14 protein-coding genes, 4 tRNA genes and 3 rRNA genes are annotated in these 17,826 nt (G+C 51.7%); 5 read left to right on the top strand and 16 right to left on the bottom strand.

Annotated elements, in window-relative coordinates; translation table 11 throughout:
- Positions 1-32 precede the first annotated feature (32 nt).
- On the bottom strand, positions 33-284 hold the full coding sequence (locus MTP38_RS03100; protein ID WP_015536698.1) for a DUF6061 family protein: 252 nt from the start codon (positions 282-284) through the stop codon (positions 33-35).
- Positions 285-855: 571 nt separating this feature from the next.
- On the opposite strand from MTP38_RS03100, the gene MTP38_RS03095 reads away from it, so the two are divergent.
- On the top strand, positions 856-1,761 hold the full coding sequence (locus MTP38_RS03095) for a peptidoglycan-binding domain-containing protein (protein WP_055186213.1): 906 nt from the start codon (positions 856-858) through the stop codon (positions 1,759-1,761).
- Positions 1,762-1,904: 143 nt separating this feature from the next.
- Here the strand turns inward: MTP38_RS03095 and MTP38_RS03090 are convergent, their stop codons facing one another.
- On the bottom strand, positions 1,905-2,681 hold the full coding sequence (locus tag MTP38_RS03090) for a hypothetical protein (protein ID WP_249234231.1): 777 nt from the start codon (positions 2,679-2,681) through the stop codon (positions 1,905-1,907).
- A gap of 149 nt (positions 2,682-2,830) precedes the next feature.
- Between MTP38_RS03090 and MTP38_RS03085 the strand changes: the two genes are divergently transcribed.
- On the top strand, positions 2,831-3,154 hold the full coding sequence (locus MTP38_RS03085; protein WP_249234230.1) for a hypothetical protein: 324 nt from the start codon (positions 2,831-2,833) through the stop codon (positions 3,152-3,154).
- A 283-nt stretch (positions 3,155-3,437) separates the two neighbouring features.
- On the opposite strand, the gene MTP38_RS03080 is transcribed toward MTP38_RS03085, so the two are convergent.
- A complete protein-coding gene (locus tag MTP38_RS03080; protein WP_217209638.1) occupies positions 3,438-4,103 on the bottom strand; it encodes a sigma-70 family RNA polymerase sigma factor in 666 nt (221 codons plus the stop codon).
- Positions 4,087-4,917, bottom strand: coding sequence for a helix-turn-helix domain-containing protein (locus MTP38_RS03075; protein WP_249234229.1), 831 nt, complete (start codon positions 4,915-4,917; stop codon positions 4,087-4,089). Before MTP38_RS03075 ends, MTP38_RS03080 begins: the two co-directional genes overlap by 17 nt.
- A 684-nt stretch (positions 4,918-5,601) precedes the next feature.
- Here MTP38_RS03075 and MTP38_RS03070 point away from each other — a divergent pair.
- Genes MTP38_RS03070 through MTP38_RS03060 form a run of 3 tightly spaced genes read left to right on the top strand, consistent with a single transcriptional unit; the run spans position 5,602 to position 8,629 of the window.
- Positions 5,602-6,867 carry a plasmid recombination protein gene (locus MTP38_RS03070; protein WP_249234228.1) on the top strand — a complete coding sequence of 422 codons (1,266 nt, stop codon included), beginning with the start codon at positions 5,602-5,604 and terminating at the stop codon, positions 6,865-6,867.
- A 42-nt stretch (positions 6,868-6,909) separates the two neighbouring features.
- On the top strand, positions 6,910-7,224 hold the full coding sequence (locus MTP38_RS03065; RefSeq protein ID WP_097783233.1) for a helix-turn-helix domain-containing protein: 315 nt from the start codon (positions 6,910-6,912) through the stop codon (positions 7,222-7,224).
- Between the two features lie 16 nt (positions 7,225-7,240).
- Positions 7,241-8,629, top strand: coding sequence for a site-specific integrase (locus MTP38_RS03060; protein ID WP_249234227.1), 1,389 nt, complete (start codon positions 7,241-7,243; stop codon positions 8,627-8,629).
- 162 nt (positions 8,630-8,791) lie between these two features.
- Here the strand turns inward: MTP38_RS03060 and MTP38_RS03055 are convergent.
- The 12 genes from MTP38_RS03055 to MTP38_RS03000 form a co-directional block, all read right to left on the bottom strand.
- Positions 8,792-8,867: transfer RNA gene (locus tag MTP38_RS03055), tRNA-Lys, on the bottom strand.
- 3 nt (positions 8,868-8,870) lie between these two features.
- Positions 8,871-8,945 (bottom strand) — tRNA-Glu (locus MTP38_RS03050).
- Between the two features lie 7 nt (positions 8,946-8,952).
- Positions 8,953-9,069: ribosomal RNA gene (gene rrf, locus MTP38_RS03045) — 5S ribosomal RNA — on the bottom strand.
- Positions 9,070-9,194: 125 nt separating this feature from the next.
- Positions 9,195-12,029, bottom strand: a 23S ribosomal RNA gene (locus MTP38_RS03040).
- Positions 12,030-12,238: 209 nt separating this feature from the next.
- A tRNA-Ile gene (locus tag MTP38_RS03035) sits at positions 12,239-12,315 on the bottom strand.
- Positions 12,316-12,318: 3 nt separating this feature from the next.
- Positions 12,319-12,394, bottom strand: a tRNA-Ala gene (locus MTP38_RS03030).
- Positions 12,395-12,519: 125 nt separating this feature from the next.
- Positions 12,520-14,030: ribosomal RNA gene (locus tag MTP38_RS03025) — 16S ribosomal RNA — on the bottom strand.
- The 16S, 23S and 5S rRNA genes sit together here with 4 tRNA genes alongside, the layout of an rRNA operon.
- A 446-nt stretch (positions 14,031-14,476) precedes the next feature.
- A complete protein-coding gene (locus MTP38_RS03020; protein ID WP_227621740.1) occupies positions 14,477-15,151 on the bottom strand; it encodes a sigma-70 family RNA polymerase sigma factor in 675 nt (224 codons plus the stop codon).
- Positions 15,152-15,173: 22 nt separating this feature from the next.
- Positions 15,174-15,611 (bottom strand): anti-sigma F factor, encoded by a 438-nt coding sequence (gene spoIIAB, locus MTP38_RS03015; RefSeq protein WP_249234226.1) that lies wholly within the window; start codon positions 15,609-15,611, stop codon positions 15,174-15,176.
- A gap of 1 nt (position 15,612) precedes the next feature.
- The gene (locus MTP38_RS03010) at positions 15,613-15,939 is read right to left on the bottom strand and encodes an anti-sigma factor antagonist (protein WP_227621742.1); all 327 of its coding nucleotides are present in this window, start codon (positions 15,937-15,939) and stop codon (positions 15,613-15,615) included.
- A gap of 85 nt (positions 15,940-16,024) precedes the next feature.
- Positions 16,025-17,296 carry a folylpolyglutamate synthase gene (locus MTP38_RS03005; protein WP_249234225.1) on the bottom strand — a complete coding sequence of 424 codons (1,272 nt, stop codon included), beginning with the start codon at positions 17,294-17,296 and terminating at the stop codon, positions 16,025-16,027.
- A 4-nt stretch (positions 17,297-17,300) separates the two neighbouring features.
- Positions 17,301-17,798: a VanZ family protein gene (locus MTP38_RS03000; protein WP_249234224.1), complete on the bottom strand. Its 498-nt coding sequence runs from the start codon at positions 17,796-17,798 to the stop codon at positions 17,301-17,303.
- Positions 17,799-17,826: the final 28 nt, after the last annotated feature.

Raw genomic sequence — 17,826 nt, 5'->3', positions numbered from 1 at the left:
TATGCGGTTTATAGCCGCATACCCTTTTATGCTTAATCTTCTAATCCGTGACTTCCCGCCACATTCTTCAGATACTCCTCTGGTTCGCCGTTCAGAATCAAGTCTGCATAGCCAAGCGGGTCATTGTAGATGAGATAATCTAACTCCAACCTCTGCGCCATGGTCACGTCCAATTCATCCTCGACCCCAGTGCAGTCAATGGAGATCATTCTCCCATCCCGGAGCAGCAGCTCCACGCAGCCGGTATCCATGTTGAAATGGCAGGCTCTTGCATCGTACTTCATGTTTGTGTCCTTTCTGCCTTACGGCACTCTTACCGTGGTCTGTCGTGCTTTTTTGTGATAAGGTCTAGGACGTTTTTCGATGGAAGCAAGGGATTCGTTCTGTTTTCCAAAGAAAACAAAAAATCCGAACCCTTCTCCTATCGGAAAAAAGTTCGGATTTTGTTGTTGTGGTGCACCTCCAGGGACTCGAACCCTGGGCCCACTGATTAAGAGAGCAAGTCGCCGGTTCGTCTCAGTTTCTGGAAGTTTCGAGTTATCGTTATTTTTAATCAAAGCAACGTAATTTTTCACCCAGCAATTTCTGCACCCTTTATCCAATTTTGCAACGATTTGCACCATCTGCACGGTTTGAAACCGTGCAAAATCCGTGCAGAAACCGTGCACTTACTCTCCGACAAATAAAATCACCCTATCCCCCATCGACTTGACGGCATTGGTTTGGGTGGCCGACCCAGATATCCTAAATTATCTCTCTATGTTTACAAAACATCTGTGATTCTCTCTTTCTATTACGTAAGGACGCAAATGAAGGGCCCCATAAACGTCCTACTAAAAAAAGGAGATTATTACTATGTTACTCAAAAATGGAAGTACTGGCAACTATGTTATGTACCTGCAGTATGGACTGCATATCATGTGCTGCCCTCCGGGTAGTTTTGACAGCAAATTTGGCTCTGGTACTGAAAATGCTGTTAAGAAGTATCAGGGCAAAAAAGGTCTTACCCAAGATGGCATTGTTGGCGATGGTACATGGAACGCACTGGTAAGCGACATTAAAACCATCCAGCAGCTCCTGAAGAACAAAGGTTATTACGCCAGTACAGTGGATGGCCTTGCAGGTTCAGGCACTTATAACGCTGTTATCAGTTTTCAGAAAGCATCCGGCTTGACTGCCGATGGTATGGTCGGCAGTGCCACCCTAAACGCATTGAACGCTTCTTCGGGCGGTACAAGTGGTCAATCTCATTCAATCACTCTGCCTACTGATAGAAACTATCTTTGGGCACAGAAGAATCCGGACATTGTTAAGCTTGTTGGAAATAGTGGTTGCTCTCTTGTTGCCGTGTTGAATACCGCTAATATCTATGGGCCTCGTGAATTCACCCCTAACGAAGTCCTGACTGCCTGTGGAAATTGGGGTGCAAACGGTCTGAATACTTGGGCTCTTCCCAGCAAGTGCAATGGTAAAATCGACACGAGCAACTACACTCATGGCGGTAAGGAGCAGGCGACTGTATTCAGTGCAGTCAAAGCAAGTATTGACAATAACCTTCCCATCATTATTCGGCTCAACAGTAGCGATGGCAAAAAGACGCATTTTGTCACAGCGATTGCTTATACTGGCAGTTGCTCCTCTGCAAGCAGCATTTCCGTCATTGATCCTGCTGGTGGTGTCATTCGAACTCTTGAGGAAGCGGGAACTGCACGCAATGAAACCGTATACGGTGATTATATCGCAACCGCTCGTCGCTCCTAAATATCTCTACTCTCTTCATCAACAATAAGTTGTAAAGCATCATTTTTAACATATATCCCCCCCAAAGTCTTTTCTCAACTCTCGAAAAGGCTTCGGGGGGGATTTTTCAATGCCTATTATATGCAACACTTTTCACTATCTGCTTATCCAAGCTCAGGCGAGTGATATTTATTTACTCTCCACACATCCCCAACTTTTACCAACTGCATTTCATATTCGACTTTATTCATGTCATCATATGAATACTCATCATGTTCCTCATACGTTTCATTGGGATTATAGTATGCAATCATTACAAAATTTACTTGTGCTTCCGTTTTATTTTTCAAATAGTATCGCACTGAGCAGAAATCATCCGGATAATATTCTCCCACATATCCAGTAAAATATGGAATTTGTGCCAAATCATAGTCATCACAAACGGCAAGTTTTCCATTATAATTCACAAACTTTTTCTCAATTGAATCTTGTGACAAGAAATCATTTGTAAAAATAGATTTCATATATTCTTCAAACTCTTTATAAGAATTTTGATAGACCTCATAATCATGTCCGTTCAGTTTTACATATGTCGGCGCATTTTGCGTCATAGGCACAAAAGTCGGAGCATCTTCAATTTTAAAATTCAGTCCTTTTAAGTTACTTGATTGTCCCCAAAGTGCATAGTCTATTTTCTGCGCTTTTTCAAAAACAGTATATTGATCTTGATCTAAAAATACCGAGGTCGAATCAACTAACGTCTGGGAAAAATCTTGCAAATCATTTTTTTCTTCAGAATTGCATGAACTTGACGATGTATCCTGTGACGAAACTACTGTGGACATTGATGATGCTGTTGTATCATTCATTCCACATCCCACCAAATTCACCGCAATACAACCTAGAATCACTATCATTTTTACACTTTTTGCACAATTCATATATGTTCTCCTTTTTTATAAGTTTATCAACATATTGTTTAGTCTCTATTACCTTCTTGTAAACTTTTTATATTAGCTCACAAAAATCTATTTTTCCGTTTACAAATCTTAACATTTTTTCTCTTTCCTCTTAAAAGGAGGAAAGAAAATTGAATTATACGCTTTTTGACCTTTTTCTAAATGCATATAACGGCAACTCCTTTGCACAGCTACAAATCGTCCAACGTTTTCAGCCATTACTGAAAAAATATGCAGCTCTTCTTAAGTATGAGGATGCCTATTCAGATTTACAATTATATCTTCTCGAATTACTGCATTCCGGAAAATTGACCAAACTTCAAAGAAAAGATGACGGCACATTAGTGAAATATATTGAATCCTCTATCCGGCATCAATACATTTCGCTTAACAGCCGAAAAAACGCCGTAGATAACTCTGTCATCGCAAGCGTTGATGAAATTGATTTCGATTAGATGTCTTTGTCCTCAAACGATGAATATCCTGAACTATTGATTTCCGATTTACATTCTGTTCTTCAACCTTCTGAACTGACCTTATTATCTCAATTTGTTTTTAAAGGAATGAGCATCGCAGATATAGCAGAAAAATCTGGTGTCAGTAGACAAGCTATCAACCGTAAAAAGCTTTCCATATTAAAAAAATTAGAATGTGCATTCTTCCCTAAAACTTCCAAATAAATTCTCATTCATTTTGATTTCATTCTTTAGTGTATAAAAGCTATTTTCTTCGCTCCCTTTAATCAAACCACCACGGCAGTTCCAGCCACAGGTTATCCATGGCCTGTTCCTCGGTCTTTTTGGCGCGGCCTTTTGTCAGGTGAAAGTATATCGCCGTGCCGATCAGCGGATGTTCCTCGCCATCGGTGAAGCCATAGCGGTACAGCAGATAGGTCTGCTCCCGTTGGGTCAGCCGTTTCAGGCCATCGTACAGTTCCCGGCGCGATTCCTGCTCTTCCATAATACTCTGCGGCTGCATGGCGTAGGGGTCGGCTATGGCTTCAATGCGCCGCAGTTGTTCCTCTCCCGGCAGAACATCGTCCAGCGAAACGCGCTGGTAGCAGACGCCGTCCTTATCCTCCGTCACCATCCGCTGTTCAAAAGTGGCAAAGGCATCCCGTACCATGTCCATCATGGCGTTGCGAATGGCAGGAGCCGCATAGGTCAGGAACTTCATGCCGCGCGCCGCATCAAATTTCGGCACGGCTTTCCATAAGCCCAGATTCCCCGCCTGTTTCAAATCGTCCGTGTCAAGATTCAGACCGGACTGCGCCAGATTCATACTGCGGAAAAGGTCATTTGCCACCTTGCCGATAAAGGACTTGTTGTTTTCAATCAGGCTGTCCAGTGCGGCGGCATCGCCTTTCTGCGCCAGCGCACAAAGCCGTTCATTCGTCTGCTTCATGGGCGTTTTCCTGCTCTGCGGCAGACTGCAAGATTCCCAGCAGACCGTTCCGCAGCTGTTCCAGTGCTTCCGGCGTAGCTCCCTCCATGCCCGAAACACTGTCCAACATTGCATCCGTCAGCTGCTCTGCTGTAATCGTTGGGTGCTGTACATCCTGCCCCTTGGTCAATTCGGTGAACATCTTCTCTGCCACTTTCTTACTCATAGCTTCCTGTTCGGCGTAATGGCTCCCGATACCCTTTTTGATCTCCTTGACCGCTGCCATGAAATACATCTCAATGTCATCAAGGTCGCCTTGGTACACAGGCTTTCTCCGAAGGCTGATGTCCTTTGCAGCCTTGGCTGCTTCCGGGGTCTTGACCTTTGTGCGCAGAAGGGTACTCAATGTCGTGAGCATAGCGTTCTGTGCTGCGATGCCGGATGCAAAGGTATCATCAAAATACTGCGCTATGCGGTAAGTAAGCTCTGCAAAGCGAGCGTTTTCCAGCAGCAGATTGACCACCTCTGCATTGACACGCCCTGTGTAGAGGTTCTTTGCAGCTTCTACGGACAAGCCCAGTTCGGCAATATCGTAGTTCTTGCGGTCAGGAATGTTGGTTTCTCCCAGCAGAAAATCCGTGGACACGTTGAACAGCCTTGCAATCCTCAGCACCTGCTCATGGGTCAGGGTTCCCTTTGCACCGCTGATAAAGCGGCTGATGGTACTCTTGGAGCAGCCGATTTCCTTGGCAAGCTCCGGTTGGCTGATATTGTGCTCTTTCATCAAGTCCGCAAGACGGACGTTGGACGGTTCGGGCAGATATTCCTGTGCCATGTGGTCGGCCCTCCTTTTTGATCTTTTTCCTCATTATAATACGCTCTGCCGTTTTGTTCAATATACGGTTACCTCTCCGCCCTTGCTGTTGCAGTCCTGCAACCAGTGAGGGCTTTTTTCTTTTTCCGTTGCAGTTCTGCCGCTTTTTCGCCTTTCCTGCAAAATTTTCCGTATATTCAGGCAGGAAGCAAAAAACACCAGAGTTCCCACTTTGGGGTCTCTGGTGCAACGCATAACACCGCCCTGCCCGGTGGCCGCAGGGTGCGCGGTTTTGTGGGCATTGAACCGCTTGTCCACCCCTGTCCGTAAAAAGTGCATTTTTTCACGGAAGAAGTTCGTACAACCTGTACGGTCTGTACTTGTACGCACCCGTACGGCGAATCGAAGCAGATTAAAACGTGTTATCGTTTTTATTTTAGATTTCCGTACGCCGTACAGACCGTACGGGTTATTTGAAGTCCGTACGCAATTTTTTCAGATGCGTACGGAGCAATCAAGTTCGCATTGTGCGAACTTGATCGTAGCTCTCCCGCAGGAGACGTTTTCCCTCGTTCCCCCTCGGAGAGCCCACTACACTTTGCAGACCGCAGGGATGAAAGTGTCATAGTGGGTTATTACACTTCCGAAGAAGTGCATCTTCATTCCCCGTCACCTCTCGATGAACCTTGAAAGGAGGGATGCCCTTTGGCAAGAAACGATGGCGTTGACCGCACCAGTGTCCGAAATCTCGCCGTTTCGGACAAGGCCGTTGGCAACACTCAGCAGCACAACGAGCGCGAAAAGGACAGCTACCGGAACCCCGACATCATCCCCCAACGCACTGCATGGAACATCCACTTCAAAAAGCCAACCGCCAGCTACACCGACCTGTTCTCCCAACTGGAAACCGCTGGCACGATTTCAACGCGCGGCTTGAAGCCGGATGCCACCCATTACTGCGAGCTTGTCTTTGATGTCAACTCGGCCTACTTTGACAACCACGGCGGCTACGAGTTCGCCAAGCAGTTCTATGAGGATGCCTACCAAGCTGCCGTTCAAATCGTGGGCGGTGAGCAGTATATCCTCTCGGCAGTCATGCACGCCGATGAGATCAACCGTGCCATGACCGAAGCATTAGGCCGTGAAGTCTACCACTATCATCTCCATGTGGTCTATGTGCCTGTGGTGGAAAAGCAGATTCTCTGGTCGAAACGCTGCAAGGACAAGGCACTGGTCGGCACCGTCAAGGAGACCGTCATGCAGGTCAGCCGAAGCAAGAAGTGGGCTTCCAAGCCCCTGCTGGACGATGCCGGAAAGCCTGTCCTGCAAAAGAGCGGCAAGCCAGTCCTGAAGAAGTCGTACAGTGTCCTGCAAGACGATTTCTTCCACTATATGCGCAACGCCGGGTATACGGATGTAGAGCGCGGTGAGCGTGGCAGCACTGAAGAACACCTGACCGTCACCCAGTTCAAAGTCCAGCGGGAGCAGGAGCGACTGGACACTCTGACCGCCCAGATTGACCAGAAAGAGCAGCACCTCACCCAAACCAACAAAACCCTCTCCAAGACCGAAAAGGAACTTGCCGCTGTGCAGAAAAAGGTCACGCTCACAAAAGAAGCCCTCATTCATGCGCGCGATCTGGATTATATTGGTAAGCGCACCTTTCTCGGCAACTATTCGCTGACCGAAGAAGAGTTTTCCAAGCTGAAAAAGCAAGCCGACCACGGCTATATGATGGATGTGGAGAACCGCCGCCTGAAAGAAGAACTTTCCACCGCCAAGAAAGAGGCCGTTCGTTGGAGCAACAAGTACCACGACCTGTGGTACGACGTGAAACCCTATCTGGATGCTCTCCACCGTGCGCCCGAACTGGTGCGTGGCTTTCTGGAAAAGATTCTTGCCCCCAAGCAGGAGCACACCATGAATGTGCCGCAGCAAAACCGTAAGCGTGGGCAAGATGTAGAACTTTAAGCTGAATTTTTAGATGATATGACAATATAAGGAGCAATGCTTATGGATTTTGACCGTAATTCTATGACCGTCCCTGTGCAATCTTCCGATTATACGAAAAAGTTCTTGCAAAAGGACTCGAATCCCACTACAATGGAAGTGGTCACTCAAACCAATGCCGTCAAGTCTCCGACTGACAGCCCGGCAACCACGAAACTGGTGTACACGGTGGAAGAGATCGCACGAATGCTGGCCATCAGCCTGCGCTCTGCTTACAATCTGTGCAACAGCACTACCGAATTCCGTGTCCTGCGAGTAGGCGGAAGCATCCGTGTGCCGAAGGACAGCTTCGATGCGTGGCTCTACCGGGCAGCTTGATAAGGAGGCAAACAGTATGGCATATATTACGAAGCGCGGCAACTCTTACAGCGTCCGCTACACCTACGAAGATGAGCACGGCAAGAGCTGCGACAAATGGGAGAGCTTTCCCACAAAAGAGGAGGCAACGAACCGAAAAAAGCAAATCGAGCATGAACTGGCCGCTGGCACTTTCCTGATTCCGTCCTCGGTAACGGTGGCAGAGTTCCTGATGGACTGGCTGCCGAAACAGTGCAGCAAGCACAAGTGGGCACCCAAAACCTACGAATCCAACCTTTCCACCATTCAGAATCTCATTATCCCCTATATCGGTAGTATGGAGATGCAGAAGCTCAAGCCCTACCACATGGAGAACCTCTACACGACCCTGAGCAAAACGCCCTGTGGTTCGTATATCGAGGGCAAGAAGCAGGAACTGACCGAAAAGCAGAAGCAGCGTTTCCTTTCCGGCACAACGATCCATGAGGTGCACCGGCTGCTGGGCACTGCCTTCCAGTATGCCGTAGAGTGGGGCATCCTTGTCAAAAGCCCTGTTCCCGTGGACAGCCCCAAGAAGTCTACGCAGGAGCGCACCATCTGGACGGTAGAGGAAATGAGGGCGGCTCTGGACAGCATGGAGGACCCCATCCTGCATCTGGCAGTCCACCTCACACTGGTGGGCGCACTGCGAGAGGGCGAGATCGTAGGTCTGACCCCGGAAGATCTGGATTTTGATGCTGCGGATGGCATCGGAACCTTCCGTATCAACAAGTCCATGCAGCGAGTGCGAAAAGAAGCCCTGAACCAAGTGGACGATGGCTGCATCATCAAGATATTCCCGGACAAGCTGGAGCGCAGCACCACTTCCCTCATCCTGAAAAGCACCAAAACCGCATCCTCCTGCCGTACCATCTTCATGACCTCTGCACTGAAAGAGGAATTGAAGAAGTGGCTGAATCAGTTGGCGGCAGACGAGAGGAAAGACCCGGCACGCTACCATGATAGCGGAATGCTGTTCCGTCTACCCAATGGTCTGGCAGTGGAGCCGGTGCTGATCCGCAAGAAGTTCCTCAAATGGCAGGATGCCCACCCGGAATTCCCCCGCATTGTGTTCCACGGTTTGCGGCATTCCAGTGCCACCTACCAACTGATGATCTCCGGCGGCGATGTGAAAGCCGTTCAGGGCACCACAGGGCACGCCACGGCGGATATGCTGGTGAACACCTACGCTCATATCCAGCAGTCCTCTCGTGTAGAACTGGGCAGGAAATTTGAGGAAGGGTTCTATGCTAAACAGGAAAGCCCCAGCCCGCAGGCTGTACCCGCCGCAGGCGAACCGACCATCTCCATGACCGCTCTGCTGGAACTTCTGAAGGACGCAGACCCCGAAGTAAAGGCGCAGCTCCGTCTGGCTCTGCTGACCTGATGCAAAATTTACCACGCATTTCAAAGCAATTCCAGCCCATGCAGAGGATTCCCACGAAAACGCCGACCGTGCAAAAACCGTGCATTGACCGTGCAAACCCCGATTTTTCGGGGTTACATAACAAAAAAGAACGTCAAATCTTACGATTTGACGTTCAATATCTGGTGCACCTCCAGGGACTCGAACCCTGGGCCCACTGATTAAGAGTCAGTTGCTCTACCAACTGAGCTAGAGGTGCATATGGTGACCCGTACCGGAATCGAACCGATGTTAAAGGCGTGAGAGGCCTCTGTCTTAACCGCTTGACCAACGGGCCATATAAAAGTCGGCGGCTACCTATTTTCACAAGCCGTTTCCAGCTAACTATCTTGGGCACGAGTGAGCTTAACTACTGTGTTCGGAATGGGAACAGGTGGAACCTCACCGTCATCGTCACCGACCATATGACTGACACAGTATATCACATTTCTGTGTATCTGTCCAGTATTTTTAGAAGGACGTGCCTTCAAAACTGAATAATCACTGCTTACATTTTTTCGTTGACTCTAAGAGTCTCAAGCGAATTGTGGTCAAACCCTCGACCTATTAGTACACGCTTGCTGAATGGATCGCTCCACTTACACATCGTGCCTATCGACCTTGTAGTCTTCAAGGGGTCTTACTTGTTTAAAACAATGGGATATCTTATCTTTGGGTCGGCTTCACGCTTAGATGCTTTCAGCGTTTATCCGATCCGTACGTAGTTGCCCAGCTATGCTCCTGGCGGAACAACTGGTGCGCCAGAGGTACGTCCGTCCCGGTCCTCTCGTACTAGGGACAGCTCCCATCAAATATCCTGCGCCCACGACAGATAGGGACCGAACTGTCTCACGACGTTCTGAACCCAGCTCGCGTACCGCTTTAATTGGCGAACAGCCAAACCCTTGGGACCGAATACAGCCCCAGGATGCGATGAGCCGACATCGAGGTGCCAAACCTCCCCGTCGATGTGGACTCTTGGGGGAGATCAGCCTGTTATCCCCAGGGTAACTTTTATCCGTTGAGCGATGGCATTTCCACTCACATACCACCGGATCACTAACTCCAACTTTCGTTACTGCTCGACCCGTCAGTCTCGCAGTTAGGCTCGCTTCTGCGTTTGCACTCTTTTGCTTGATTTCCGTTCAAGCTGAGCGAACCTTTGAACGCCTCCGTTACTTTTTAGGAGGCGACCGCCCCAGTCAAACTGCCCACCTAACAATGTCCCCCGACTCGATTCAGAGCCGCAGGTTAGAATTCCAATATCGCAAGGATGGTATCCCAACGGCCACTCCGCAGAAGCCAAAGCTCCTGTTTCCCTGTGTCCCATCTATCCTGTGCATGCAACATCGAAACCCAATATTAGGCTACAGTAAAGCTCCATGGGGTCTTTCCGTCTTGTCGCGGGTAACCGGCATCTTCACCGGTACTACAATTTCGCCGGGCGGGCTGTTGAGACAGTGCCCAAATCATTACGCCTTTCATGCGGGTCAGAACTTACCTGACAAGGAATTTCGCTACCTTAGGACCGTTATAGTTACGGCCGCCGTTCACTGGGGCTTCGATTCAATGCTTGCACATCTCCTCTTAACCTTCCAGCACCGGGCAGGCGTCAGCTCGTATACGTCATCTTTCGATTTAGCACAAACCTGTGTTTTTGGTAAACAGTTGCTTGGGCCGATTCTCTGCGGCTCCATCTCTGGAGCACCCCTTCTCCCGAAGTTACGGGGTCAATTTGCCGAGTTCCTTAACAACCCTTCTCCCGTTGGCCTTAGAATCTTCTTCCTACCTACCTGTGTCGGTTTGCGGTACGGGCACCTCAGAAATACACACAGCTTTTCTCGCCATCTTCCATCCCAGACTTCGGTACTAACTTCCCTCGATCTCTACCGGAACCAACACCCGGCTCTGAGACTTCAAATGTGTCCCTGTGCTTAACTCTTTTGGTGGTGACGGAATCTCTACCGTCTGTGCATCGGCTACGCCTTCCGGCCTCACCTTAGCTCCCGACTAACTTGGAGCGGACGAACCTTCCTCCAAAAACCTGAGGCTTTCGGCCATGCAGATTCTCACTGCATTCGCGCTACTCATTCCGGCATTCTCACTTCTATACACTCCACAGCCGCTTACGCTACTGTTTCTCCGCGTATACAACGCTCCCCTACCCAATCCATTACTGGATTGCCTAAGCTTCGGTGTCAGGTTTAGCCCCGTTAAATTCTCCGCGCAAAGACGCTCGACCAGTGAGCTATTACGCACTCTTTGAATGAGTGGCTGCTTCTGAGCCAACATCCTGGTTGTCTGCGTATCTTCACATCGTTTTCCACTTAACCTGACTTTGGGACCTTAGCTGTAGATCTGGGCTGTTTCCCTTTTGACAATGACATTTATCTGACACTGTCTGACTCCCAAGCATCAATACTCTGGCATTCTGAGTTTGATAAGCTTCGCTAACCTCTCGGCCGCTAGGCTATTCAGTGCTTTACCTCCAGGTATCTAACTTGAGGCTAGTCCTAAAACTATTTCGGGGAGAACCAGCTATCTCCGGGTTCGATTGGAATTTCTCCGCTACCCACAGTTCATCCGCCGCCTTTTCAACGGAGGTCGGTTCGGTCCTCCATGGAATTTTACTTCCACTTCAACCTGACCATGGGTAGGTCACCCGGTTTCGGGCCCATTATATGCAACTTAACGCCCTTTTCAAACTCGCTTTCGCTTCGGCTCCAGACCTTAAGTCCTTAACCTTGCTGCATACAATCGCTCGCCGGACCGTTCTACAAAAAGTACCCTATCACACATTGACGCGCTCTAGGTGCTTGTAGGCACAGGGTTTCAGGTTCTTTTTCACTCCCCTCCCGGGGTGCTTTTCACCTTTCCTTCACAGTACTATACGCTATCGGTCACTGGGTAGTATTTAGGGTTGGAGGGTGGTCCCCCCATCTTCCGACCAGGTTTCACGTGTCTGGCCGTACTCTGGAATCTGCGCAGCTCTCTCCGTTTTCACCTACGTGGTTCTCACACTCTCTGACCGGCCTTCCCATGCCGTTCGGTTAACAGATTGAGTCCTAAAAGCAGTCCGTACCCCGGAAGTATTTCTACTCCCGGTTTGCCCTCTTCCGCGTTCGCTCGCCACTACTTACGGAATCTCGTTTGATGTCTCTTCCTCGCCCTACTTAGATGTTTCAGTTCAGGCGGTTCCCCCGATGCACCTATTTTAAATTTCAGTGCAGCGTACTTGAGTATGAACTCAAGTGAGTTTCCTCATTCAGAAATCTCCGGATCAATGCTTATTTGCAGCTCCCCGAAGCTTATCGCAGCTTATCACGTCTTTCATCGGCTCCCAGTGCCAAGGCATTCGCCCTGCGCCCTTGTTCGCTTGACCATTCAAACTATTCTCTCTCGAGAATGGCTTGTATCCTCTTGATTCTCTCTTGCCAACGAAGATTATTGTTACCCTTCCTTTTGAAATTGTAATGTTTCTTAAAAAGAACTTACTATAATCTTTGTTTCGCAGTTATTATTCAGTTTTCAAGGTACGTCTTGGTGATGTCCTGCAAAGCCCGGTCTCCCGAAACTCTGCTCTTCATCACATGGTGGGCCAAAATGGACTCGAACCATCGACCTCACGATTATCAGTCGTGTGCTCTAGCCAGCTGAGCTATTGGCCCATGTGGTGGAGATTAAGGGAATCGAACCCTTGACCCCCTGCTTGCAAAGCAGGTGCTCTCCCAGCTGAGCTAAACCCCCACATTAGGTTTTGAGTAACCCCTTTTCAGGGCCCTCAAAATCGAACAATATCTAATCAACTTGTCTCTATCACCTGTTCCAAGAACAAATCATCTTCGATGCTTCGTTCTTGCCTGACTCCTTAGAAAGGAGGTGATCCAGCCGCAGGTTCTCCTACGGCTACCTTGTTACGACTTCACCCCAATCACCAGTTTTACCTTCGGCGGCGTCCTCCTTGCGGTTAGACTACCGACTTCGGGTCCCCCCGGCTCTCATGGTGTGACGGGCGGTGTGTACAAGGCCCGGGAACGTATTCACCGTGGCATGCTGATCCACGATTACTAGCAATTCCGACTTCGTGCAGGCGAGTTGCAGCCTGCAGTCCGAACTGGGACGTTGTTTCTGAGTTTTGCTCCACCTCGCGGTCTTGCTTCTCTTTGTTTAACGCCATTGTAGTACGTGTGTAGCCCAAGTCATAAAGGGCATGATGATTTGACGTCATCCCCACCTTCCTCCGTTTTGTCAACGGCAGTCTGGCCAGAGTCCTCTTGCGTAGTAACTGACCATAAGGGTTGCGCTCGTTGCGGGACTTAACCCAACATCTCACGACACGAGCTGACGACAACCATGCACCACCTGTCTCCTTGCTCCGAAGAGAAAACATATTTCTATGTTCGTCAAGGGATGTCAAGACTTGGTAAGGTTCTTCGCGTTGCGTCGAATTAAACCACATACTCCACTGCTTGTGCGGGCCCCCGTCAATTCCTTTGAGTTTCAACCTTGCGGTCGTACTCCCCAGGTGGATTACTTATTGTGTTAACTGCGGCACTGAAGGGGTCAATCCTCCAACACCTAGTAATCATCGTTTACGGTGTGGACTACCAGGGTATCTAATCCTGTTTGCTACCCACACTTTCGAGCCTCAGCGTCAGTTGGTGCCCAGTAGGCCGCCTTCGCCACTGGTGTTCCTCCCGATATCTACGCATTCCACCGCTACACCGGGAATTCCGCCTACCTCTGCACTACTCAAGAAAAACAGTTTTGAAAGCAGTTTATGGGTTGAGCCCATAGATTTCACTTCCAACTTGTCTTCCCGCCTGCGCTCCCTTTACACCCAGTAATTCCGGACAACGCTTGTGACCTACGTTTTACCGCGGCTGCTGGCACGTAGTTAGCCGTCACTTCCTTGTTGAGTACCGTCATTATCTTCCTCAACAACAGGAGTTTACAATCCGAAGACCTTCTTCCTCCACGCGGCGTCGCTGCATCAGGGTTTCCCCCATTGTGCAATATTCCCCACTGCTGCCTCCCGTAGGAGTCTGGGCCGTGTCTCAGTCCCAATGTGGCCGTTCAACCTCTCAGTCCGGCTACCGATCGTCGCCTTGGTGGGCCGTTACCTCACCAACTAGCTAATCGGACGCGAGGCCATCTCAAAGCGGATTGCTCCTTTTCCCTCAGGTCGATGCCGACCCGTGGGCTTATGCGGTATTAGCAGTCGTTTCCAACTGTTGTCCCCCTCTTTGAGGCAGGTTCCTCACGCGTTACTCACCCGTTCGCCACTCGATCGAAGAAGCAAGCTCCTTCTCTCTCGTTCGACTTGCATGTGTTAGGCGCGCCGCCAGCGTTCGTCCTGAGCCAGGATCAAACTCTTTATTAAATGATATTTATCACTTAAAAAGTGTTAAATCTCTCTTCGCTCAGCACGCAATCGCTTGCGTCCTGTGTGAATTACTTTGTTTGGAATTGTTTAACGTGTTTTTCCAACACGAAAATAGGTTCCGTTACAAGTTTTTCGATATTGTTCAATTTTCAAGGTCCTGTAGCGCCTCAGCCAAGCGGCTGACGACTTGATCATTTTACCACAGAAGTGGTTTTTTGTCAAGCACTTTTTTGAAGATTTTTGAAGTTCTTGGGAGAACCAATCGACCTTCGTGCTTTTCTGTCGCTCATTTCAGAGGCGTTTCTGTCAGACGTCCACCTGACGTTTATACATTTTAGCATAGGATTTCTCAAAAAGCAAGTCTTTTTTACACTTTTTTCGAATTATTTTTCAGTTCGTCTTTTTGCCCAGTTTTTTCTCCCGGATTTGACCATTCTGTCTTGTCATTCATCCAGCAGCCTGTCCCGCATCACCTTCAATATCTTGCGCTCCCGCCGGGAGATCTGCACCTGCGTCGTATGCAGCAGCTTTGCAGTGTCGCTCTGGGTCTTTCCTCCATAGAAACGAAGCTGGATGATGCGCCTGTCTTCTTCCGGCAGACCTTTCAGCACCTCTGCCAGACCGATCTTATCGGCAAGCTCTTCCTCCGGCGACTCTACCGGAATGTCCATCTGTCGGTCGCTCTCTTCCCGGTTCTCCGGCGTCAGACTCACCGCAGGCTGGGCCGCCTGAATGGCCAGCGTGATGTTCTCCACGCTCTCCCCCAGTTCCTCCGCCAACTGCGACAGGGTCGGCTCCACTCCGCAGAGCTTGCAGTGATGCTCCCGTGCCGCATTGATGCGCAGGCTCAGCTCTTTGAGCGACCGGCTCACCTTCACGGTGCCGCCATCCCGGAACAGCTTTTTGATCTCCCCCAGAATGACCGGCACGGCATAGGTGGAAAAGCAGACGCCCCGCGACTCGTCAAAGCCGTCATAGGCCTTGACCAGCCCCATGCACCCCGCGCTGTAGAGGTCATCGTACTCGATGCCCCTGCCCCGGAACCGCCCGGCGCAGGAATGCACCAGCCCCAGATTCTGCTCGATGAATGCACTCCGCCGGGTCTTGTCCGTTACCATTGCAACGCCCTCTTTTCTTTTATTATGTAGAGCGCTCATCCAGCCGCTTGGTCAGCACCACCCGCGTCCCCTTACCGGGCTGGGAGGACACCTTGACCTTATCCATAAAGCTCTGCATCACGGCAAAGCCCAGACCGGAGCGCTCCTCCGGATTTCCGGTGGTGAAGAGCGGCTCCATCGCCCGCCCGATGTCCGGGATGCCGATGCCTTTATCCATCACCGTGATCTTGACCAGCCGTTCCGGGTAGACTGCGATGCACAGCGTCACCGGGCCGATGCGGTCGGGGTAGGCGTGGACGATGCAGTTGGTCACTGCCTCGGACACCGCCGTCTTGATGTCGGCCAGCTGGGGCACAGTGGGGTCGTACCGGGCCAGAAATGCTGCCGCCGCGCCCCGGGCAAAGGCCTCGTTGGCACTCAGGGAGTCAAACTGGATCTTCACACTGTTTTCCGCTTTCATTTCATATCCCTCCTGATATTTCCCCGCCCGGCTCGGTGCAGGGGATGCCTGCAAGTTGTAAGACCCGCCGGAGCTGTTCCGGCGCGTGCTGGATGCGCAGGCTGCCGCCCAGCGTCCGGGCACAGCGCTGCCGCCCTAAGATCAGCCCGATGCCCGACGAATCCATGAATCCCACTCCGCCGAGATCCATAACCAGAATGCGGGGGCTGCGGGTCAGCAGGGCGTCGTCCAGCTGGATGCGCAGCCCCTGCGCCGCATCGTGGTCGATCTCACCGGCCAGGTAGGCGTAGAGCACATCGTCTGCCGCGCTGAAAGTCACGGTTGCCATATCCTCATCTCCTTTGCTTGTCCTTTTTCTGGATAAAGAAAAGACCTGTGCACCTTTTCAGTGTACAGGTCTTTCGGGTTATTTTTTAGAGAACGGTGTCGCTCAACAGTTTCTCAGCCTCGAGGGCGATGGCCTCACTGCCGCAGACCAGCAGGCCGCGGCGGCTGTTGGCTTTCGCCTGCTTGACGGCGTCGTCCAGCGACGGGCAGAGCACGGCGTCGAAGTGATACCGTGCCTTTTCGGTCAGGCGCTCGGCCAGCGCAGCTTCCGTTCCCGCCGGGGCAACGAGGAAGACTTTGTCGAAGGGGTTCTCGTTCATGCCGGGCATCGTCCCCTTGTCCTTCTTCTGTTCCTCGGGGGTCAGACCGCTTTCCAGCACGGAAAAGAAGGCCTCTGCGCCCTCCTCCCCGGTCAGGCCGATGACAGCGCTCATGTGGCGCACCTTGGCCATATTGAGGACGCGCAGAAGGGCTGCGGCCTGCTGGGGGGTACGGCAGGCGTCGAGGATGATGAGGGGCTTCTGGGACAGGACGCGGATGCTGCTGCGGTTCTCCACAGCGGCAAGGCCCGCCAGAATGGCCTCATCGGGGATCTCGAAGCCCTTCCGCCAGAGGGCCAGCGCCAGCTCGACTGCGACGGCGGCATTGCCCGCCGCGTGACGGCCAAGGAAGGCCAGCGGCGCGGTGTATCCGCCGTAGTCCACCCGGCTGGTGAATTTTTCCGCCTCAAGGAAGGTGATGTCCTCGGCGTCGGGCACCACAAGCTCGCACTCCGCCTTGGCTGCGGCCACCACCAGCTCGCTCAGGACAGCCTTCGGCTGCTCCGGCGCGGTGACGCAGACCGCGCCTTTCCGCATGACGCCCGCCGCCAGCGCGGCCAGACGCTCCACCGAACGGCTCACGCCGTCGGGGCCGATGGCTGTGACGGCGCAGACCGGCATACTGGGCAGGGCAGCCGCCAGACCGGCATCCGGCAGCTCCACCACAGCCAGCTTACAGCCTGCCGCACCGAAGCAGCAGGCCGCAGCCGCCAGCTCTGCCGCTGCGCGGGGCAGAGGCTTTGCGGCGCTGAGGGCCTCTGCGGCCTGACAGAACAGCACCGGGTCCACCGACACGCCGCCGATGGCGATGCGGGCCGACAGCGGCTCGCATCCGGCACGGTAGAAGCCGGTGTGGAACGCTGCCTCCCGCAGGATCGCCGTCAGCAGACCGGCGGCAGCGGTCTTGCCCGCCGTACCGGCCACGCCGACGAACTGCACCTTCCGGGCATCCGCCGTCAGGGCAGCGCTCAGCTCCTCCGCCGGGGCAAAACCCTCGGGCAGAGAGGAAAAATATTCGTTTGCCTGTTCGATGGTCATTGCGTCAATCCTCATTTCGATGTTTGTAGAGCAGATAGCACATCCTGCACAGGGCCAGACAGAACATCCCCACCAGAATGCCGGTCAGCACACCGGAAAAATCCAGCCAGACATCGGTGATCTGGCTGCTCCGGCCATCGCTGAACATCTGGATGGTCTCGTCGGTCAGGGCCGTGAGCAGACCGCCCAGAATGGGCCACGAGATGTGGCGGACGAACCGCCGGGTGTAGACCCGCAGGCAGAGCGTCAGCAGGAAGCCTTCCAGCATATACTCGCAGAAATGCGCCATCTTGCGCACGATGTGGTCGGTCAGGCGGCTGGCGATGCCGGGCATCCCCAGCCGGGTGAACACCTTTCGCATCAGGGTCAGCGCCCTGCCGCTGGCCACAGATGAGACGTCGGCGATCTGCATGGAGTTCGAGAAGATGAACACGATGCAGGCGATGAGCGCGAAGGTAAAGAGGACTCGCGTCGCAATGAGCCAAGGAGAGGTCTTTTGCATATTGGACTCCGTGGGTATCTCCTTTCCC

Origin of the sequence: Faecalibacterium sp. I3-3-89, assembly GCF_023347275.1 — a bacterium.
Taxonomy (GTDB): domain Bacteria; phylum Bacillota; class Clostridia; order Oscillospirales; family Ruminococcaceae; genus Faecalibacterium; species Faecalibacterium butyricigenerans.
This window is presented reverse-complemented; position numbering and strand designations above follow the sequence as displayed.